Source organism: Treponema sp. UBA3813 (assembly GCA_002368605.1).
Classification (GTDB): Bacteria; Spirochaetota; Spirochaetia; order Treponematales; family Treponemataceae; genus Treponema_D.
On record DFEB01000072.1, the window covers coordinates 52,304 to 74,209 of the forward strand.

Here is a 21,906-nt window from a genome sequence, read left to right on the forward strand (position 1 = left end):
TATGGAGAAAATGCGCATGGCTGTCAAATTAGGCAGAAAATCAAGCCTCCTTTATTTTACAACCATGACCTTTCGGGTTTCGTCAATGCCGTTTCCTGTAACTCGCACAAAGTATAAGCCTCGCGCTACGGAATTTCCGGCGTTATTTTTTCCGTCCCAATAGTAGAAATGAGTTCCCTCAGAGACTGTGCCCTTTTCAAGCCGCCTGATTATGTTGCCGTCCAAAGTCATAACGAAAATGTTCAGATTTCCTGCGCTTTTCATATCGACTTCAATGGCTGTTCTCTCGCCAGTCTCTGGATTAATTACATTATTAAGAATTGAAACGCCACCCCTCTGTTTTGACACTCCAGAGATTGAGAAAGACCACAAATCCACGAAAGAGAAATCACCGGCCTTTATTCGCTCCTGCGGCATCCAAAATGCATAGAGAGGAATTTTGCTTGTAAGTGAATCGCCGTCGTGGTTAATATCAATATCTCCTCCGCCTGCTGTTTTTATCTTAAAGAAGAACTGATAATCAGCGCCGTCTGACAAATGAACAAGTTCGTTCTTTAACTCAAAAGTTTGAAGCAATTCCGTCGGATCATCAAAAGTAAGAGCCATCTCTGTTTTCGTGCCGCTGTCATTGTAACTTGAGGCAAGAGAACTCATCGGCTTGTCAGTCCAAAGCCGCCAGCCAAGGGCCGTAAGCAAATTAAACCGGTCACTTACCCATGAAGACTTGAGAGAAGATTTTTTATCGTAGACAAGAGAAAGCGAATAATTCGGAGCGACTAAGCTTTCACTGGAATTGTCATAATCCGCGAATTGGATTTGGAAAGTAATATCCCTGTCATAGAGCAATTTCTGGTAGTTTCCGCCTTCCGCGCTAAAGTCATGGACAGAATATCCTTCCGCAGCCGTCGTCCCATAAACATTTTGCTCCTGCCAGTTATCATCGTTCGGTGCAGTGTAAGCATAAATCACATCAACGGCATTCACCGCAAAATCAGAAATTGCATGACAGGTGTGAATCGGAATGCCATTTCCGAAAAAGTCCTGGATATAAGCGACAAGATTTCCGTCTCCTGCGCTTGAGTCACCATATTGTTTTATGCGAATCCAAATTTTTTCAACATCAGAAAGAGTGATTTTCCGGCTCAAAGTGAACAAAAGGGCGGTATAAGCATTGCTGTGAGAGGCAAGAGCCACATCCGTAACAGAAATTTCGTCAGTTCCAGAAGGCATACTTGTGGTATCGATATTGTCACCTGCTGAATAAACGAATTCTATGTTATTTAAAATGTGGTCATGTAGTTCAGAAGAAAGAGAGCCTTTTAAATACTCACCTTTATATCCGAGCGGCTTCGTAAATATCGCGAACAATTTGTCACTTCCAACAGGGGAAACAACCATAGAGAAAGAAGGAGGCGTGATATCGAGGCCACCGAGCCTTTTGGTCAATCCGTCATCTGTTTGTGAAAGGCGGTTTCCTGCCAAATCAGTAATGAAGGCATTTTCTTTTTTAAATGTGACCACAAATGTAGTACGCAAAGGAAGAGTCAGGTCAGACGGATTCAAGGCAAATGCGAGGTAAAGGCCGTCATTTTCGGTGTTGGTTTCACTTTCTGAATCTTGGCGGAAAAGAGCGCTTTTTGCGTTCTGCGAAACATCTTTAGCGGCGAATTCCCTTGCTTCCGATGTCTGTAAATCAAGTTTGTATGTATAAGAGAAATTTGCATAGGCACCGTTGAGACTTGAACGGCGTATTCCGCCCTTTGTTTTTGGGCTGTCTGCAAAAGGTCGGCTTCCGCCCTCGCTTTCAGGCGTTGCATAGGCGACAGTTGAGCCAGTCATCCAGCCTTTTTGAGTAATCCATTTGTAGGTGTCAGTATCGCGGTATTCCGGATGATTGTCGAACAAGTGCATTTCAATCCGCTCAAGATAGGCGCTTGTGTTTGATTCTACGGAACCGGCTATCTCATATTGACGGGTTGGGCTGTCACCGGTATGCCAGCACAAGTCAGGATCACTTCCATCGGTGTTGGTTACATAAGTCGCAAAGCCTGGTGGAGTGACATCCCATGAACCGTAAAGCTCATTTGTAAGCCCCGCCGTTTGTTTTACCGCAAGAGAAGCGTTCTTTGTGTGGTTGAGGACATTTCCGTTTTTGTCGGTGATGTTTGCGTTTTCAGAAATGGCAAAAGTTCCAATCGGACATTTTGCGGAATCTATGTAGCCAATCCAGTTGTAGAAAGACGCGCCGCTCATCGTGACAGTGCCGTCAATCTTTCCTGCAATTGAGAGCCTTACCCTGCAAGGATAAATTTCTTCGCTTCCCCCTAATGTAAGCGAGAATTTTCTGTAAAGGGCATGAGGTCTGGCAATATCGGTAGTGCCTGTAAAATTAGGGGCAGATCCGCTTTTGTAGCCTGCCGAAAGGCTTCCGTCTGAGAATGAGCCGAAGCCTGTAACGGTAAAGCCGCTGCTACCGTTGGCAACGATTGCACCGCCATGAGAAGCCGCCGTGTCAAAAGCAGACTGAGCCTCTATGTTCAGAAGGGCATTTTCGCTTGTCTCGTCAAAAGCCAAATCTCCAAGAGAAACTGGCTCGGAATATCTGAATTCAATGAAATTGTGGGCATCATAAGGCTTTTGGACATCAGAACTATAATTGGTGGCAGAAGCCGAGCCTGCCGGAGTAACATGACCTTCCTGACCAGTGTAAACCGCAATCAAAATCGGGGGAACTCTGTCCTCAAGGTCAGTGTATGCCTTGTTGTCGGAAGAATCATAAGAATATTCTGCGCTCAGCGTGTAGCCGTCTTTTAAGTAGAAAAATCCCTCAATCAATGAAAGATTTATTTTTGCATCTTTTTTTACTCCAGAAAGATTCGTGCTGTCATCGCTTCCTTTTGTAGTTCCGTCTGCGTCTGTATTCCAAGTTTCTGAAGATTTTATATAGAAGATTTTTTCTGAAGAAGTAAAATTTAGTGCCGTCGTGCAGGCTTTGTTAGAATAGAGGCCTGAAAAAGACTTTTGCCCGTCATTATAAGAAAGGTGAGTTTTATTTGATATGGAACCATTCTGAGCAATTTTTGACAATTCCGTGTTCAGTTCCACAGCTATAATATTGTCCGAAACAGAATAAGCCGACAGAATTTCAACAGAATCAAAAATCCAGTTTGTGTTTCCGCCACCATCTGTCACATTCTGATGAGTAAATTTCGTTGTGGGAGAAGAAGCCGCCACATAAACAGAAGAAGTTCCGTCAGAGCATGAGGCAGAGCAATTTGCAGCCGTCATGTTGAAAGCGACTGAATAGGGCTTTCCCCACATTGTTGCCGAAGCGGCGTCCGTTGCGTTGAGAGCAGGCAGGGCCGTTTTTGCCGGGAGAATGAGCGCAAGGTCAGAAATGTCCGCACCGTTCACATAAAAATTCTCTCCCACAGTAAGGCTTCCGGAAATTGAGCCAAAAGTAGCCGAGGGCGAAGCAGGCATGACAAAATTATCCGTGCCAGCGGGATAGGCAAAGCGAGTGTTTTCTGAAACATGCCAGTCAGAATCTTTTACGCTGTAGGCAGAACCAAATGCCGCAAAATCTTTGGCCGCAGTAACATTTGCCGCCAAAGAAAGGCTTCCGCCTGTAAAGTAGAAATTCTCACAGGCAAGGTCTGTGGCGACAGTCCGGCTTCCGCCGCCAATCTGAAGATTGTAAAATCCGACATCAGGGAGATTCCCGCTTCCCCCAGAGTAAAGGACGAGCCCGCTAGTCATTGAAAGCGAAGAATCTGAAAAAGAAAGCTCTCCGCTTCCGTTAATTTCGATAATTCCTTCGTTAAATCCACCGTCCGTGGAAGCAACTTCAATGTTCTGAGAGCCAAGCTGCAATCTGGTGACAGTGCCGTCGTTTTTATTCGTAATTTTCAGAATCTGATTTTCAGGGATTACCGCTCCGCTGCTTCCGCTCACTGCACTGACTTTTCCGCCACCGTAATATTCAAACACGATGTCACTTCCAAAAGAAGCAGAAGCAGAAATAGAACTTGTATTTGCAGACAAGTCCGTGCCACTTCCCTGGAATTTTAAAGTTACGCCATCCCCCGCGTTAAAATCCGTAGTTGAAGAATCAGAATCATCTGCGCTTACAGAATATGCCGCGAAATCCAAAGTTTTATCGTCGTTTATTGTGAGGGATTTTACGGAAATGTCTTTCTCAAGAATTAAATCATTTCCGGTCGTTGCGATTATAATTCTTTTTGTGCTTGCGCTTGTGTCTGAGCCGTCATTCGGAACAGAGGCCGGGTATGAAGTCGTAGTATCGTAGAACCAGTTTCCAGAATCTGCCCAAGAAGAAGATGAGACTCCAAGCCAGTAATATTTTCGCTCGAACCAGTTTGCCGTAGAAAATTTCGCAGCAGAAGGCTCTTCATTGTCATTTGCCTCGACATCGATTTTTGTAATGATGTCGGAACTTGAAGTTGAATAGGAAATAATTGCATGAGTCACATCAACCGCTGAAAGAGGCGTGTCCAAAATCCACCATGTCGATGTATCAGAAACAAGAGGAGAAGATGCCGCCGTCGTGAGACTTATCTTGTTTGCGCTTGCGCCATTGATTTTGAATGAAGAAGTTACGGTCTGCGTTTTTCCAGCCTCGAATTTCAGGCTTGCTCCTGCCACATTACATTCAAAATTCGAAAAAGTGTTATTTCCTGAGATTGTGGCATTTCCCGTAAAAATGACAGTACCCGCACTCGCCGTAAATCCATTGCTTATAGCGTTATTTGTAAAGTCTCCGGCTACAGTAAAAGAAGAAGCCGTTTCGACAGAAGAAGAAGAGCCAATCTCAATATTGAAGAATTTCGTAGATGTGGAATTTGAAGAATCATCCGTTGTGATTGTCTGTGGCAGGCTTCCGCTGAAAGTAATTGTTCCTGCAGTCGCTTCAAAAGAACCGCTTCCGCTTACAGTAAAATCCCCGGTCAGCAAAATGTCAGCCGTTGAGCCGGCACTTCCCGTAATAAGGAGATTTGCATAGTCAGTACCTGAAGAAGAAAAATCCGTGACGGTTTGTGCCGTGCCGCTGTAGAGGACGCTACCATTATTATCCACATCGTTAATCGGATTTGTGCCGTCCGTGATTCTTCCCGTACTCTGATACTCGATTGTGCCGGAATTTTTTAGCGTAACGAGGGAAGAATCGGTGTTTGTGACAGGAAGTCCGCCCGTGTTGTTAATTGTGACAAGTGCATTAGCCTCAATTTCCAGCGTTCCGATACTGATATCATTTCCCTGAACATTAGGATAGTAAGTGCAGCCTGCAGGAATCAGAACTCTGGCTCCTACCGTGTTTCCAGAAGCGGAATTAACGCCTGGAACAATTCCCAAATCCCAGTTTTCGCCGTAAGACCAGGTTCTTTGCCCCAGAGAAGAGCCTCCGACCCAGGTATAGACAAAATCATAGTCAAGATTCCAGCCGTTTTTATAAAGAGCCAGATAATCGCTTTGCCCGCTTCCCGTGGCTGGCAGGCCGTCCGTTACATCAAAGGCACCAGCCACAAGAGTTCCGTCAACTTTCTCGATTTTGACACTGTTTCCAATGAAAAGATTTGTCAAAGCTGCCGTTCCGCCAGTTACGACGAATGTTCCGCTTCCGTCAATTGAAAATTGGCTTGCAGGAGAAGCTGTCCCAACTGTAAGAGCAGAGCAATTTATTTTTCCGTCATTTGTGATAGAATTGCTTCCAAAAGCCAGCGAATCAGCCGTGACAGAGCCATTTGCGCCAACAACAAAAGTCGTGTATCCAAAAGAAAGATTGACTGAAGAAGCGTCAAGGCTTCCTTTTACATTGATTAAATTGGAACGATCTGAATTTGAAAAATCAGTCTGGCTTCCTGAAATCGTAATCGTTCTGTTTTCATCGACAATAAGACCAGAGCCAGAATACATTACGAAGGCAGAACCTGCGTCCAGATTACAGTCAAGTTCAAGAGTTCCAACAACTCCGTTCGTATTGCTGAGTCTGGAAAGGGAAACCCCCTGAGAACAGGTGATTTTTTTGCCTCCGGTGATTTTTGCCGAAAAATCAGCAGAAAGAAAATAAGCCGCGTCGGCATACATGGCAAGAGAATTAACTGTTATGTCGCCTGCGCTCACATCAATCGTGACATTTCCGCCAAACCGAAGAATATTGAAAGCCTGACCAGCAAAAGTCGTGAGTTTTTTTGCCTCTGAAGTAATGAAGTAAACAGTTCCAGTGCCTGCGCTAAATCCAGAACAAGAAGAAAAATCCGTATTTCCGTAGAAGAAAGAGTTTCCCGAAGATACTGTAAACGAGCCTGAACCTGAATAATCCCCCTCAAATTTGGCAGAGCTATCTCTCAAAGAAATTGCTCCATTGTTTTCCGTGTTTCCACCCACAATCAATGTCGGTTTTCCGTCTGTTCCTGTGGGGTCATCTGAAGTGAATTGAGACGAAGAATCCAAAGTAAATGTCGAAGCCACTCTCAATCCAGCGGACGCATAAGAATATTCCATGTCATTTATGGCAGAAAATTTCTTTACCTGAATTTTTGAATTGGAATTCGTCTTCGTTACAAGAGAATTTACAGCGACAGAATCAAAGAGGAAATAACCGTCAATGATAATATCCGCAGTCTCCGCATTTGCACCGTAGCCTTTTATCGTTCCACTGCCAGCAGATGAGCCTGAAGAATTCACCAGCGTCAACTTATAACCAGAGCCATCCAGTGTGAGGTCATTTGCGCTTTTTCCAGCATCAAAAACCGCAGTGTCACCGTCATCGTAGCCAGGATAACAGCCGTCATAAGCACCACCGTCATATTCCGCAACAGAAACATAGACATTTCTGTCTTTATCTTTGAAGGCCCAGTTTGCGCTTTTATTCCAAGCGCCTGAATCCGTTGTATCAGCCCCCGTCCAATAGTAAGTATGGAAATCCGCAACGACAACTTCTGTCTGATATGTGTAAGTGAACTCTCCAAGCTTAAAGGGGCGGGTATCAGGAGTGTAGATTGTAAGAGTTATTGTGTCACCGTCGGAAATATCTGTTCCATTGTAAAACTGAATGTATTGGGTCGTATCTGAAGAATCAATTCTGAAATATCCTGTGTTATTCGAGGAGTCAAGGGAAATAAACTCATCATCATAATCATTATAAAAATAAAAGGAGCCTGTAAGATCTTCTTCCAAAGACTCGGTTGTACCAGCTGTTCCTGTAAAAGAAGTAACCTCATATTTGTAATAAACAGGCCAGCCACTAGTTCCATATCTTGTAAGCTCAAGTTTTTTCGTAGATTCATTAAAGTCGAAAGTGTAATAACTCGGAGAGCCTTGATATTGTTTGACAGAAATTCCTGAGCCAAAACTGAATGCCGAGCTATCATAGAAAGTTCCGTTTTCATTTTCCATATCCTCAATCATTTCACCAGAAAATGGAAGATAAAATGTTCCGTTGCCAGTAATGCCGACTTGCCTTGCTGTATTATACTTAAATGTTAGGTATTTGCTTTTTACCGTGACCACAGAAGAGTCAGAAAGTTTGAAATCATAAGTTCGTTCATCAGAAGCAGAAGAGTCTCCGTCTGTCTCAAAAATATCACAAACAAGATTTAACCCGATGATTTCACACTTGCCTAAAGTTTCAGTATGAGGAAATTTTAAATGTACCGTATCACATGTTAAGGTAATGCTTGAAGCAGTGTAATCTTTTTGCATACGAATCTGCTTATCATCCACACTGTTTAAATACAGCGTCCTAATCGTAATATCTTCGGTTAAATTAATAGTGATTACGCTTTCGCCTGTAAAATAAACATCCGCGCTTGAATCGTTGATTGGAGCAGTTCCTGTTGACCAATTGGCACCAGTAGACCACTTCCCGTCTCCCCCTCCCCCTGTCCAAGTATAATCCGTTGCCCATACAGTTGCGGCAGAAAAAAAAGCCGTCACAAGGAAAAAGCCCCGTAAGATTTGAGAAATTCTGCTGTTAGCGAAAGAAAAATTCTGCACCAATCTTAGTATAACACAAATTCGATGACTTATAAACTCTTGTGTCCTAAGGGATTGTAAAAATTGCGGTCAGGCAACTTGAGCCTTGCACAAAATAAAGGGTGTATGTCGTGCCCGAAGTCAAAGCCGTGTAATCAAAAGAATAGCTACTAGTGGCTGAAGTCGTTTTAAGTTCTCCGTTTATAATCCAGAATCCTGCTCCGCTGGCAGTAAAAGAAAGAATCTTTGTCGTAGTGTTTTCAGTATAGCTCAGTCCGTCATCAATTTCTGAGACACAACCGTTTGCTTCCCATTGCGCATATAAATTTACGATTGCGTTCTGGGTCGTCGCAAGATTTTCGACAGAGGCGCTGTTGGAATATGGATCTCCGCTTCCATCTGCCCTTGAGGTCCATTTTTCAAAAGTGTAGCCGTTTCTAGCAAAGAGATTTGAATCCAAAGTTTTCCCGCCGTCATCATATTTAAAACCCGACTGGCTATAATAAGTGTCTCCAGAAGAAGTTTTTCCGCCATTACCGTTGAAGCGAACCGTGTAGTCAATCTTCTCCCAGTCGTAAACATAAAGAGTGGCAGCATCTGGATAGACTTGAACAGATTGAATGTCTCCGTCAGAATTTGTACTTATATAGAAAGGAATATCCGTCGCAAGGGATGTGCTCTCATAAGGATTGCTCCAGTAACGCAAAGCCTTGATTCTATAGCCAGTTTTTACAAGAGAAGAAGAACAAAGTGAAATCAACTGACCACCCGTAAGATAATCTCCAACCCTTAATGAAAGAGTCACGCTGCGAGGGGAAACTTCGTCTTCAGGATTGTCCATATATACAGTATAAGATGTTGTTACATCGTTTGTGATTGACTCGCCAATATCAGAGCATGAAACGATGAATGAAAGTGTTGCAGCTAGGGCAAAAATCTTGAGAAAAAAGGAAATCCGGAATTCATTTTTTTTCATTATCCGCTCCCCTAATTTATCGTAACCTTAAATGACGATGGAGCAGCCTTTCCGCTCACAAAAAGGAAGACGGTGTAGCTTCCCGCCGAATAAGAAGAGCAATTTATCGTAAAAGAAGAAGTCTCGCTTTTGTTTCCGTTGCAAATCCAGATATTTGAGGCATAACTTGAAGTAAAAGTGACTCCAGAAACTCCGCCACTTCCGTCATCAATCAAGGCAGCGGTCACACCTCCAGGAAGAGAATCATAGCTGATTTTAGGAAGCCAGATGGCATAAGCCGTTACGGTCACATTCGCCCTTGAGGCCAACTTGCTGACAGATCCACTATAGTAGGAAATTCCGTTTATCTTCCAGCACTTAAAAACATAGCCAGATCGCGTAAAAGTGTTGCCGGGCAAAGTGAACACCTCATCATATTCGGCAGTTATGGAAGCCGGTGCCGTTCCGCTTCCGCCATTCGCATCAAAAACGAGGGTGTAGCTTATCTTATCGCTTTCGTAAACATAAAAACTATCAGCGCAAGGCTTTATCGTCATTAAGCTGAAAGTGTCGTCATCATTCAAAATCACATAAGACGGAGCCTCGGTGATGTTTTCTGTAAGATTCTTGTAATATTTCAGACTTTTGATTTCATAACCAGGCTTAAGGCTCAAAGTCATGCAATCAGAAATCAGGCGCGAAGCTGGGACTTGAGAGTCAAGCTCATATTGAACATATACAGAATTTTCCGAGCCAGAAGGTTCGTCTGAATAAACAATCAGGCCCTGAGAAATGTCATCGTGAAGTTCCTTGCCTATATTTGAATCGCTACAAGAAAGCAAGAAGTCTGCAAAAACAGAGAGGAGAAGGCATTTTGTTAAAAAAGAAATTCTTTTTACTTTCATGCGCCTTCCCCTAAAACCTGAACCCAAGACAAGCATAAGGCGTTATAAATCCAGTAGTCATGCCAGCCGCCATAATATGATTAAAATCAAAGCCCGTCTCAAACACAAGGAATTTCCATGGAGTAAAAAACAAAGAAGCACCTGCCGAGAATTCTGGATAAGTGTATTTATCGCTTATGTCACTTGCCCTTGATAAAGAATAATACTGATAAGACACATGCTTTTCGATATTGACTATGCCAAGTCCGCCCTTAAGCGCCAGAAAAGTCTTCTTTGAGAGTTTTCTGTGCCAGACGATACTCAAGTCAAAAACAGAGTATTCAAGTTTAAGATTGTAAGCTGAGTCTTTTTTTGTCTCAAATTCGTTAGACAAAAGTCCAAGTTGCAAGCCGAATTTATTTTTTTCACTTTTTATAGGAAGATAGGCAATTTTCCCGCCGAGAGAAAGTGCCGCAGACTCTCCGGTATAATCCTTTATGCTCCCGTCGTAGGGCGATATCGTAAGGCCCGCACCGACCTCAAAAATGAAATCCTTGTAAATATAGGGATGAGCCGCCTTCCATTCTTCCTTAGCCTTTTTTTTCCTGAGAGCAGCCAGCTCTTCCTCAAGATTCAAGCGCTCTTTTTCATAATTCGCGCGCTCTTTCTCAAAGTTCGCTCTCTCTTCCTCAAAACTTTTTCTTTCTTCTTCGATTTTTGCCTCAGATTCTGCAAACGCTTCTTTTTTTGCATTCTCTGCCGCTTCATCTCGGATTTTCTTAACTTCTTCATCAGAAATCGTTTTGACATCCTCGCCTTTTATCTCGATGATATCAGAGAGTGCTGAGAGTCCGCTCCCATTCGTAACTTTTAGCCGCCATTTTCCCGGCGGAACATTTTTGAAATTGAGTTTACTCACGCTGTCAGTTTCTGAACCAGTGTCAAGCTGAGCCTTAGTTTTTGAATCCACCGACCCCTGAAGGGATTCGTTCACCAATTCATAAGTAGAATTTGCGTTGATATCGGCGATGTTCACATTGATTGAGATAGAATCAGAATTCTCTGCAAGAGTGATACTTTTTTCAACGCTAGTGATTTTAGGCTTACTGGCCTTGTAAACCTCAAAATTTGTCCAAGCAGAGACACTAGCCTCTTTTCCCAAAAAATCGTAGGCATAAACGCGGTAACGATATTTTCCTGGAAGCAGAGAAATTTCAGTTGAAGTCTTTTCGGTCGTTATGAACTGTGACTTTCCGCTGGCCGTATTCTGAATCTCTACTTTGTACTCAAGGGCATTCGCATTCGACTTCCATTCGATTTTTTGAAAGAAAGTAGCATTCTGAGAAAACATCGGCAGGGCAGAAAAAAGAAAAAGCAAAATCAAGAGGATTCTTGTTTTATTTTCCATAAAGAACCCCCGGATTTACTGCCTCAACCTTCGTAGGAGAAGCAAAATCAATTTTGAAACTTGAAGTTGCCACAGGTCCTTTCTGCTCAAGATATCCGTCTTTTGCGTAAGAATATGGCGTAACACTCCATTCAAATGAGCCTACATCAAGAATCGACAAATCTTTTATCGTAACAGAAGAAGCTTTCGTACTTCGCTCTGAATAAACCGCTTTCCTGCTTCCGTTTGACTCAACTTTATAAAGAACAAATGAGTAACTAGTCGCTCCGCTCACTTCACTCCATGAGAACTCAATCGTTCGGTGAGATTTCAGGTAAGCAGCACCAATGACAAATCCCTTCGCAGGAGATAAAAGGAGTGCCTTTTCCAAGTCAGGGATTTTTGAAATCACGAAACGAGCTTCCTTTGAATCGAGAGGGATTCCCTCTTTTGTACTCGCCGCAACCTTCCAGACATAGCTTCCTTCAGAAAGTCTGTTCATTGATGCAGATGTTTTACTGCTGCTTGTATTGCTCACGACTTTAACAGAGCCATCATTCTGTACTTTTGAGAGAATAAGCTGATACGAGTCCGCACCTTCCCGGCTTCCAGTCCATGTGAAGAGAAGAGGAGAGCGCAAAGCGGTGAGTCCGTCGATTGTAGAGCCATCAGCAGGAGTTTGTGTGACGATGACTGATGGAGAGCGCACCGTAAATGTTCGGCTTGCAATAGTTCCTGCACGAGAGCCACCCTCACCTTCAGAAACGGCCTGAATTGAGAAAGTAAATTCGCCTTCATCAAGAACAAAATCCGTTGAAGTTGAGCGGATTTCGTCCTTACTTTTAATCAAAGTTCCTGCCTTTGAGTAAATTTTCGCAGAATAATAATCTGCCCCTGAAACCTCCGACCATGAAAGCGTGACGGGACTTGCGTTATAAGCCATAAGCTCCTGATTGGGGTAAGGCACAAGGATGTCAGGAGAAGGCAAATCCGAAAGAACAGTGAACATTCTGCCTTGAGTGAATGCAATAGCCGCCCCCTCTCCGACTCGTACGCCAACTCTCCACCAATAATTTCCTGAAGGAAGAGAAATATTATCGAGGAAGGCGGCAGAAGTCGTTAGCTCCCGCTCAATCGTTGAGAATGAGGGATTTTTTGAAATCTGGAGGACTGCTACAGAATTCGCATTGTCATATTCATCAGCAAGTTTCCACATAAAAGCCGTGCTTGTGATTTTTGACGGTTCAGCGGAGAAATTCTCTGGAGGGTAAACCAATTTATTGTCCTGAGGAATGTAGCGGACAATCTTAAAAGAACGGATTTCCGACTCAGGGGTCTTATCATCCGCATCGCCTGATTTTCTCAGAACCTTCCAATAATAAGTTCCGTCACGCAACTCGCTGGGAGTAAAATCACGGCTAAATCGATTTTCCTTCGTGATTGCACTGAAGACAACTGTAATAAACGAAGGATCACGAGCAAGAGTCAGTTCGTAAGATGAGTTTTTAACTTCACTCTTCCAGATGAAATTCGTAGTTATGTTTTCTTTATAAATAATCTGTGCGTTTTCGGCAGGAGCAGAAAGTTCCGGCGGTCTGATTATTTCATTTCGAATCACTTTGAAAGAATAAATTTCACTTCCGCCATCATATCCGATATTGTTCTGACCATAATATGGAGTTACCTGCCAATAGTAAGTTCCCGCCTCAAGATTGTCCAGTGTCATGAAATTTCCGCTCGCCTCTGAATCAGAAACAACTGAGCGCATGTCCGGAGTCGAAGAAACAAGCAACCTGTATCGCTCTGCATTTTCATTGCCAGTCCAACGGAAAGAAACGCGGGGAAGACTTGTACGGTAGCGGAATTCACTGGCCGTGGCAGGAGAAATTCCCTGAATCGCTTCGATTTTTTCCATCAAAATTCTTCCGTCAACGGATTTATCTTTTGTCGCCTCGGTATAAGCTCTCCAATAAACAAGGCCGTCTGAAACAGGAATTGTGGCCGTGTCCTTTGATTTGAGTTTTTTATGCGTGTCGATGACAGAAAAATCCCTTGTTCGGGAAGTCTGAAGTATGACATCTTCTCCGTCAGTCGTTTTCCATTCAAATTTCACATTCATCGTTGTGCCGCGGAGATTAAGTAGCTTCAATTCTTTCGGAGGATACACCACCGTCACAGGATTCTTTTGAATTTCCTTGCCATTTTCGACATTGACGGAGTCCCCGTAGGCGAGCATAGCCGTTTCACCACTTTCCGTAGTAATCTGCGCACTACCGCTTTTGACTTCGACATTATGCACGCCTGTTGCAGAATCAGATTTTGCCGCAAGAGAAGAGCCAGCCTCAACATTAACGACAGAGCCATCATCAAGTTTAACCTCGATATTCGAGTCTCCCAGCCCTGAATCAATCTGAATATCACCGCCGTTTATTGCAATCTGAAATTCGCCCTTTTCATTAGAACCGAGCTGAATCATAGTATTTTCACCAAGTTGAATTTTCGTTTCACCAAGAACGAGAGTTACTTCAGCCAAATCCGCGGTTCGTATCGTGTCTCCGTAATAAAGCTTCGTTTCGTTCGTAACTCGTTCCCAGACGACGCGATCATCAAATTTTCGCTGAACGACATTTTGTTTGAGAGAAATAAAACCAATTTCGGCTTTGTCGCTTCGGACTGTAAATGTGTTCAAATCCTGCCAGAAAAGATAGGCAAAGACTGCCGCTGCAGAAAGGCAGAAAAGAACGACAAAGGCATCACGGAACAGCGACTTTAATTTTGTTCTCTTCCGCATCAAGATTTACCTGGCCAAAATCAGGCTCCGCTATTCCAAGTATTTTCCGAAGTTCTTTGAGTGTTTTCGGACCACGAGGACCACACGCAATCTCACAGTCAGAATCAAGCACAAACTTTGAATCATCACTTGCGAAGAATTGCTCTATATCAAAATTCGGCATGTTGACCACGCCGTAGAAATGCTGCTTTCCTTTCCCTTTTACATCGAATTCAACAGGAATCTGCTCGACGACAATCTCATTGAGAATATTATGAGGCTTGATGATAAACTTATTTTCTTTGCAACGGATATAGTCGTATTTGAGAATATCATAGGTATCTTGCGTGATAAGAATATCCGTTCCGCAAGGCTTGTTACTGGCTTCGGCACGGCTTGCAAAGTTTACAGCATCACCAATAGAGGTAAATTCCATTTTATCGAAGCTTCCCATAAATCCAACAGTCGCCCTTCCTGAATTCAATCCTGCTCCAATCTGAATATGCGGCTTATATTTTGCAAGTGGATCATTCTTAAATTTTTCGGTAAAGGCCTCGGCGTCTTTGTTGTATTTCATAAGAGAGTAGCGCATAGCAATACAGCAGGTAATCGCACTCAAGGCATCGCTTTTTACATAGGCAGAGTGAGCCTCTTCCTTCAGAATTCTAGTAACAGAATTTTTATTCATGCTTTCCCAGTCAAAGCTGTCATTTCTGAGAACTCCCCAAGCGGCCATAATCGCGTCACCTTCAAACTTATCCACAATGCCACCAGTCTTATTGATACAAGCTACCATTCGACTCATGTAATCATTCAAGAATCCGATGATTTCTGCCGCGCTCCGCTCTCCGAAGCGTTTTTTGAATCCGTCCGAAATTGCCGTAAATCCGCGGATATCGCTGAAGAAAATCGTAATGTCCTTTAAGTGAGGCTCAAAGTCAATTTGCTTTGTGATTACCGCTTTTGTAACGCCCTTGTTGGTCAGGCGAGAGACCATGTTAAGGATTTCCCTCTCGTTTTTAGTGCTACGCTCCAGAACACCAATTTCATCCTTTCGCTTAAGTTTAAGTTCGTCAAAAAGTTCCGTATTGAAGTTGCCTTTATTCACCTCGTTGACGACTGCCGTTAAATGACGAAGAGGATTACTCAAAGATTTTGCAAAGAAATAAATTATCATTATGGCAATCGCGATAACGACACACATGATATAAAGATTTCTTATCGTGATTCGACGGATGCCTTCAAGAACGACAGATGTTTTTACCACGGTGATGACGCCACATGTTCCGACTTCCAGTTTTCTGAATGCGCCTATGTACTCAGCCCCCGTCTCGTCTGTAAACGGAATTTGTCCGTTACTGGAATTGCTCTCAAGCATTTCTTTTACAATCGGAGAGTCGCTCAAATCCGCGCCACCGTTCATTTTTTCCAAATCGCTGTGAACAAGGACAATTCCATCATTGTTCACGAAGAAAGACTGATTAACATTTCCTGCCGCATAGCTTTCTCCGATTCCTGAACTAGAATAAAGAAAGCCAACAAAGCGTTTTCCTGAAGTGCTCGCCACTGGACAAAAGAGTGCCATCACAGGAATGTTAAAGAAAGGACTTGCATTCAGTATCTCAAAACTACCGCCTTTCGCTTTTTCTCCCGACTCATTTTCCTGCTCCATGTAGGCAAGAATAGTCTCACGCTCAAGCTCATGGGCAGCAAGGAAATAATCGCTTGTAAAAAGAGCCTTTGAAACCGACTCTTCGGAAGAATCTTCAGAACTGAAATAGTAAATTGCGACAATCTCTTTATGTCTGTCAAAGAAAAGTGTTTCGATTGTTCGACGAGCAGATTCGTTATCTCCAGAATTCGCCATCAAATCAAGGAACATAGTAACAGAAGAAATTGCCGTATTTATTCGGTTTTCGGTATCAGATGCAGTCCTGCTGTTAATGGCAAGATTGTTTTCTTCGGCATTTGAACGGGTATCCTCTGTCATTGAGCGTGAAACTGCATAAGTTACGGTTCCGACCGCAAGAACAAGAAGAAAAGATATGATGACAACAAGTTTCACACCAATCGGACGACGGATTTTATCAGCACGCTCTTCTTCCAGCCGCTCACGCTCTTCATATTTTTTGAGCAATTTAATGGCAGCTTTTTCGATTTTTAAAGATTTTTTGTCGTCGGCAAGGAATTTTGCGATTTCATCAGAACGACGAGGAATATATTCTTCTGGTTCTTCAAATATAAAATCTTGGACGGAAGAAGAAAAGTAAACAGTCTCATCTTTTGTTTCTTTTTTTAAAGGAATCGGTGAGACCACATTATTATTTGGCTTTACGCGAACAAATGAGCCTTGTACAGGTTCAAGTTTTTGAGACGGTTTGTTTTTTTGGGGGAGTATGAATTCTCCATACTCCAGCGATTTCGGCTCTGCGTTCAATTCAATAATCCTATTTTATTATAACAGTTTTTCCTTAAATTATCGACAAAAAAAGCCGGTATCACTACCGACTTTTAAAAATTATATGAAATTTTATCAGCCTGTGCACAGAGTATTTTTCAGACTGATTAATTTCCGCGCCCGAAGCTCAGCTTCGGACGAGACTCACTAAAAACGCTTCTCAAGCGTTTTTTTAACGCTCGCTTCCGCGGAAAAATCACAGATTTTTCCGAGACTCGCTAAAATCGCATCTCATGCGATTTTTTAACGCTCGCTACCTTTACCTACCAAACACATCCACTCTGCTTGGGCGCAGAGAGTGTCGCCGACGAAGGCTTTGCCGGCCTGGACTACCATGTTTTTGGTGCAGCGTTTGTTTTCGATTTCCATGCGGACATTGTCGCCCGGTCGAACCTGATGCTTGAATTTTACATTGTTCACTGTGGCAAGGAAGAAAAGGCTTCCCTCATCGAACTTTTTCTGCAAGCTCAATGCAGCACCGCCGCCCTGAGCCATTGTCTCAATCAAGATAACGCCAGGAACTACTGGATATTCGGGGAAGTGTCCCTTAAAGAAAAAATCCTCGTCAGTAAATTTGCGGTGGCAGACACAGCCGTTCTCATCATAAGAGTCGATTGAATCCACGAACAAAAAAGGCTTGCGATGGGGCAAAAGCGACTCAATATCAGTAAATGCTTCCATATAAATCTCCTATGTAAGATGTTTGGCACTCACAAAAGTGCTATAAAAAGAATATGCCCTAAGAGGCGTAGGCTGGGTTCCGACAAAAACTCGCTTGAACTTGTTCACCGCGAGTTTTATGACGGGTTCCAGCCGAGAGCCTCTTAGGGTTTATGCTAGTTACTGTACTTTCTTGAATACCAGACAGCCGTTGTGGCCGCCGAAGCCGAAGTTCGCGCTCATGGCTACATTTACCGGCATTTCAAGGCCCTTGTTCGGAGTGTAGTCAAGGTCACAGCCGCCTTCTACATCCGGCTCATCAAGGTTGATTGTTGCAGGAATATAGCCGTCCTGAATTGCCTTAACGCAAATCATTGCCTCAAGAGAGCCTGCGTTACCAAGACAGTGGCCTGTCATTGATTTTGTTGAGGAAATGTGAAGTCCTTTTGCAGCCTCACCGAAAGCGATGTGGAGCATTTTTGTCTCGCCAGAATCGTTGAGTTTTGTTGAAGTTCCGTGAGCGTTGTAGTATGTGACTTCCTCAGGTTTAACGCCAGCGTCTTTCATTGCGATTGTCATACATTTAGCGCCGCAAACTCCATCCGGGTTGGGGGCTGTGAGATGGTAGCCGTCTGAAGAAGCGCCGTAGCCTGCAACCTCAGCGTAAATCTTTGCGCCGCGTGCTTTTGCGTGCTCATACTCTTCCAAAACGAGAATTGTTGAGCCTTCGCCCATGATGAATCCGTCGCGCTTTTTGTCGAAGGGGCGGCTTGCTTTTGTCGGGTCGTCAGCGTATCCAGAAGAAAGGGCGTGGAGCATTGAAAAGCCCAAGTTTGCGTAACCACACTGAGTAGACTCAGCACCACCGGCCAAGATTACATCGTAGCGGCCAGAGCGGACTTGGTCGAAAGCGTTTCCGATTGCGTCAGTTCCTGAAGCACAAGCTGTAGCGACAGTGTGTGTGGCTCCGTGCAAGCCGAAAGCCATTGAGATGTTACCAGCTCCTTCGTTTGGAATAAGCATAGGAATTGTCATCGGAGACATGCGGGTCTGGTTTGAATCAAAGTAAGCCTTCATAGTGTTCTCTGTAACTTCAAGACCACCGATACCAACACCGAGATAAACAGAAGTGTCTTCGAGGATGTCAGCCTTTCCGAGAAGGTCAGAGTCTTCCAAAGCCATTTTTGCGGCAGCAACGGCGTACTGTGTGTACAAAGCCATTTTGCGGGCTGCGCTTGAATCCATATAATCAGCGGCCTTGAAATCTTTTACCTCAGCCGCATATTTTACCTTGAAGTTTGCATTGTCATAATGTGTGATTGTGTTGATTCCGCTTTTACCAGCTTTAAGGGCTGCCCATGTGGCGTCAACTGAATTTCCCAATGGTGAAACACAACCAAGTCCTGTTACAACTACTCGTCGCATATAAATCTCCTATAATTAACTTCAATTTGATTATGACAAAATATCATTTTTTGTCATTTTGTACAAGTGGGAAAAGACTCATCAATATAGAAAAATTCGCTTCCCTGTGCTATAATTTTTCCATGGCTAATCGATTTCTGCCCATCGGCATTCAAGATTTTGAAAAACTCCGCACTTTCAACAATGTGTATGTTGATAAGACTTCATACATTTACGAGCTTACCCGCACTAGCAGCCCCTATTTTTTAAGCCGCCCCCGCCGATTCGGAAAAAGCCTTTTGCTTTCCACTCTTGAAGCCTATTTCTTAGGCAAAAAAGATTTGTTCAAGGGCCTTGCCATCGAAAATCTTGAAAAGGACTGGATTCAGTACCCTGTCATAAAAATCAGTTTTGGTGCGAACAGCTACGAAAATAACGCCCGCTTAAAGGCTCGTCTCAACGCCATTTTGACCGAAGCTGAAGAAAAATACCAAATTCAAAAAAATAGCGAAGACGCGGCTGAAAGACTGAGCCAGATAATTCATTCCGTTACCAAAAAAACCGGCAAGCAAGTCGTCATCTTAATCGACGAATACGACAAGCCAATTTTGGACGCCCTTTACACCGAATACGAGGAGCAGAACCGTCAGGAGTTGCGCAGCTTCTACAGCCCGCTAAAGGACTGCGACCAGTACATCCGCTTTCTCTTTATCACCGGAATTACGAAAGTCAGTCATGTGAACATCTTCTCCGGACTAAACCAGCTCAACGACATCAGCCTTACAGAAAAATATTCTTCAATCTGCGGAATTTCAGAAAGCGAACTTGAGCAATATTTTATGCCGGAGATTGAAGCCCTCGCAGAGCGTCAGGAAATGAGCCTTGAGGAAACAAAAGCAAAGCTCGCCCAGATGTACGACGGCTATCATTTTACCCACGATGTGGAAGGCGTTTACAATCCCTTCTGCCTCTTAAAGTGCTTTTCCGACAAGGATTTCGGCTCATACTGGTTTGAAAGCGGCACCCCGTCGCTCCTTGTAAAGACCTTGCAGAATCAGCCGCTGGAACTTACAACGATAATCAACGGACGCAAGGCAAAGGAAGATCAGTTCAAGAACTATGACCCAGACTCAAAGAACATGCTCCCGGTTATTTACCAGAGCGGCTACCTTACGATTAAGGACTTTGACAAGGAAAAAAGAATTTACACGCTGGACTTTCCCAACCGCGAGATTGAAGACGGCTTTATCAACATTCTCTTGAAAAAATTCGTAACAGTCCCCTACGACGATTTGGGACTTGCCATAGGAAATTTGTGCGATGCCCTTGAACTTCATGATTTAGACCAAGCCCTCAACATCATCAAGTCCGCCATCGCAGACCTTCCCACCGTGGTCAAAAAAGATATGTGCGAAAACTACTACGAGTCCGTCACCCATTTAATGTTCCGCATGACAGGCTGGCGCGTGGTCTCGGAACTGCAGAATGTCTGTGGCCGAAGTGATGTGGTTGTGGCCTCGAAAGACAGCGTTTTCATCTTCGAGCTTAAAATGGATAAGGGGCGGCCATTTGAAGAGGTCGCAGAAGAAGCCCTGGCCCAGATTGACGCCAACGGCTACTCAGAGCGTTTTGCCGTCAGCGGAAAGAAAATGTACAAGGTGGCTCTTGTTTTCTCCAGCGAAGGGAAAGGCCTTGTGGGCTGGAAGGTAAAGGCATAAAAAAACTGGTCTCACCGAAGCAAGACCAGTTTATCCACTCAGCGGCAAGGCATTAGCAGCCCATGCCACCGTCAACGCCAAGTACCTGGCCCGTGATGTATGTGCTCAAATCGCTGGCAAGGAAGAGAGCCGCATTAGCGATGTCCTCAGGCTTTCCTGCCCGCTTTAACGGCAAGCCCTCAACCCACTGAGCTTTCATGTCGTCTTTGAGAACGGCTGTCATGTCGGTTTCGATGAAACCTGGTGCGATTGCATTTACGCGAACGCCTCGGCTGCCAACTTCTTTTGCCAGAGCCTTTGTATAAGCGATGATTCCGCCCTTAGAGGCCGCATAGTTTACCTGACCGCCCTGACCGTGAAGGCCGACGATTGAAGCCATGTTGATGATTGAGCATGATTTGTCCTTTGCGCGAATCATGTTGCCTGAAACAATCTGGCTGATTAAGAAGACGCTGGTAAGGTTGATGCGGATTACATCATCCCAGTCCTCTTTTTTCATGCGGAAAGAAAGACCGTCGCGGGTGATTCCCGCATTGTTCACAAGAATGTCGAATGTACCGGCCTCTGCCAAAGCAGCCTTTACGACCTCTGTGACCTGCTCAGCGTTTCCAACATCAGCATAAATTTCATGGAAAGCGACTCCGTTATCAGCGGCGAGTTTTTCCAAGTCAGCTTTTGCTGCGCTAGGCTTAGAGCACAATCCCCAAACCTCAGCTCCGTTCTTCAAATATGCCTCAACAATAGCTTTGCCGATTCCCCGGCTAGAACCCGTTACAAGTGCCTTTTTATTCTTCAACAACATAAATTTCTCCTTTCTACAGTGCCTGAATAGCCTCAGCAGTATTCACCGGCGTACATGCGAGTGTTGCGCCAAGTTCTGTCTGCCCCCAGAGGCCGCTCAAAACTTTGCCAGGTCCTACTTCGAGGATAACCCACTCGTTTGCAGAATCTTCTTTAATCAAATCAGCGAGGACTTTCTCTTCGTCCGTCCAGCGAACCGGGTGAGTGAGGTGGTCAACTGCGCTTGATTTTGCAGGCGCGCCCTCAGTGACTTTTTTGCCGGTTACATTTGAGAACAAAGTGATTTTCGGATTACAGAATGTGTATGGCTCCAAAGCGACCTTGAAATTGTCGGCGGCGCGCTGCATGAGCGGACAGTGGAAAGGACCTGCAACGGCAAGTCGGACAGTCCTTCGAGCTCCGGCGGCTTTTGCGGCTTCCTCAGCCTTTGTAAGACCGTCGGCAGTGCCCGAAATTACGGTCTGCTTTACGCTGTTGAGGTTAGCGGCATAAGCGCCTTCGATTCCGTTAGCGATTTCTTCAACTTTCTCTGGCGGAAGGCCAAGAATCGCGCTCATTCCAGGAGCATTTCCCGCGTTTTCTTCGGCAATCTGCTCGCAGACTTTCTGCATGATTGAACCGCGCTGGCAGACAACCTTGATTACATCCTCAAAAGAAAGGATTCCTGCGGCATAAAGAGCCGGGAATTCGCCCAAAGAGAAGCCCATTGCGGCACTCGGCTCGATTCCCTTGCTCTTCAAGGCTGCCATAACGGCAAGACTTGCCGCAGTGATTGCAAGCTGGCTGTTGTCGCTTCTATTTAATTCAGTCTGCTCAGTTTCCCAGAGCAGTTTTGGAATATCTTTTCCTGTTACTTTTGAAATCTCATCAATGA

General features: G+C 44.2%; 11 protein-coding genes. 1 reads left to right on the forward strand and 10 read right to left on the reverse strand.

The window, feature by feature from the left end; all coding sequences use genetic code 11:
• Positions 1 to 51: 51 nt before the first annotated feature.
• The 8 genes from B2089_RS11010 to fabF form a co-directional block, all read right to left on the reverse strand.
• A complete protein-coding gene (locus B2089_RS11010) occupies positions 52 to 8,016 on the reverse strand; it encodes a FlgD immunoglobulin-like domain containing protein (RefSeq protein WP_296324209.1) in 7,965 nt (2,654 codons plus the stop codon).
• A 46-nt stretch (positions 8,017 to 8,062) separates the two neighbouring features.
• Positions 8,063 to 8,971 carry an InlB B-repeat-containing protein gene (locus B2089_RS11015; protein WP_296324212.1) on the reverse strand — a complete coding sequence of 303 codons (909 nt, stop codon included), beginning with the start codon at positions 8,969 to 8,971 and terminating at the stop codon, positions 8,063 to 8,065.
• A gap of 11 nt (positions 8,972 to 8,982) precedes the next feature.
• Positions 8,983 to 9,855, reverse strand: coding sequence for an InlB B-repeat-containing protein (locus B2089_RS11020; RefSeq protein WP_296324216.1), 873 nt, complete (start codon positions 9,853 to 9,855; stop codon positions 8,983 to 8,985).
• A 10-nt stretch (positions 9,856 to 9,865) separates the two neighbouring features.
• Complete coding sequence (locus B2089_RS11025) at positions 9,866 to 11,242, reverse strand: hypothetical protein (protein WP_296324219.1); 1,377 nt, start codon at positions 11,240 to 11,242, stop codon at positions 9,866 to 9,868.
• Positions 11,232 to 14,012, reverse strand: coding sequence for a hypothetical protein (locus tag B2089_RS11030; protein ID WP_296324221.1), 2,781 nt, complete (start codon positions 14,010 to 14,012; stop codon positions 11,232 to 11,234). The genes B2089_RS11025 and B2089_RS11030 overlap by 11 nt, the downstream gene beginning before the upstream one ends.
• A complete protein-coding gene (locus B2089_RS11035; RefSeq protein WP_296324223.1) occupies positions 13,975 to 16,428 on the reverse strand; it encodes an adenylate/guanylate cyclase domain-containing protein in 2,454 nt (817 codons plus the stop codon). The genes B2089_RS11030 and B2089_RS11035 overlap by 38 nt, the downstream gene beginning before the upstream one ends.
• A gap of 264 nt (positions 16,429 to 16,692) precedes the next feature.
• Positions 16,693 to 17,130 (reverse strand): 3-hydroxyacyl-ACP dehydratase FabZ, encoded by a 438-nt coding sequence (fabZ, locus tag B2089_RS11040; RefSeq protein WP_296324226.1) that lies wholly within the window; start codon positions 17,128 to 17,130, stop codon positions 16,693 to 16,695.
• Positions 17,131 to 17,289: 159 nt separating this feature from the next.
• Positions 17,290 to 18,534 carry a beta-ketoacyl-ACP synthase II gene (fabF, locus tag B2089_RS11045; protein ID WP_296324229.1) on the reverse strand — a complete coding sequence of 415 codons (1,245 nt, stop codon included), beginning with the start codon at positions 18,532 to 18,534 and terminating at the stop codon, positions 17,290 to 17,292.
• Positions 18,535 to 18,656: 122 nt separating this feature from the next.
• Here fabF and B2089_RS11050 point away from each other — a divergent pair, with 122 nt between their 5' ends.
• The gene (locus tag B2089_RS11050) at positions 18,657 to 20,231 is read left to right on the forward strand and encodes an ATP-binding protein (RefSeq protein ID WP_296324230.1); all 1,575 of its coding nucleotides are present in this window, start codon (positions 18,657 to 18,659) and stop codon (positions 20,229 to 20,231) included.
• 52 nt (positions 20,232 to 20,283) lie between these two features.
• Here B2089_RS11050 and fabG read toward each other — a convergent pair whose 3' ends face one another.
• Together fabG and B2089_RS11060 are read right to left on the reverse strand one after the other, a co-directional pair.
• Positions 20,284 to 21,033 carry a 3-oxoacyl-[acyl-carrier-protein] reductase gene (gene fabG, locus B2089_RS11055; protein WP_296324234.1) on the reverse strand — a complete coding sequence of 250 codons (750 nt, stop codon included), beginning with the start codon at positions 21,031 to 21,033 and terminating at the stop codon, positions 20,284 to 20,286.
• A gap of 13 nt (positions 21,034 to 21,046) precedes the next feature.
• Positions 21,047 to 21,906 (reverse strand): ACP S-malonyltransferase (locus B2089_RS11060; RefSeq protein ID WP_296687311.1); only part of this gene is annotated, 860 nt, incomplete at its 5' end.

Excerpts from the sequence above, each read along its gene's own strand:
- fabG (WP_296324234.1), bottom strand. The coding sequence starts at position 21,033 with ATGTTGTTGAAGAATAAAAAGGCACTTGTAACGGGTTCTAGCCGGGGA.
- fabF (WP_296324229.1), bottom strand. The coding sequence starts at position 18,534 with ATGCGACGAGTAGTTGTAACAGGACTTGGTTGTGTTTCACCATTGGGA.
- fabZ (WP_296324226.1), bottom strand. The coding sequence starts at position 17,130 with ATGGAAGCATTTACTGATATTGAGTCGCTTTTGCCCCATCGCAAGCCT.
- B2089_RS11050 (WP_296324230.1), top strand. The coding sequence starts at position 18,657 with ATGGCTAATCGATTTCTGCCCATCGGCATTCAAGATTTTGAAAAACTC.
- B2089_RS11025 (WP_296324219.1), bottom strand. The coding sequence starts at position 11,242 with ATGGAAAATAAAACAAGAATCCTCTTGATTTTGCTTTTTCTTTTTTCT.
- B2089_RS11030 (WP_296324221.1), bottom strand. The coding sequence starts at position 14,012 with ATGCGGAAGAGAACAAAATTAAAGTCGCTGTTCCGTGATGCCTTTGTC.
- B2089_RS11015 (WP_296324212.1), bottom strand. The coding sequence starts at position 8,971 with ATGAAAAAAAATGAATTCCGGATTTCCTTTTTTCTCAAGATTTTTGCC.
- B2089_RS11020 (WP_296324216.1), bottom strand. The coding sequence starts at position 9,855 with ATGAAAGTAAAAAGAATTTCTTTTTTAACAAAATGCCTTCTCCTCTCT.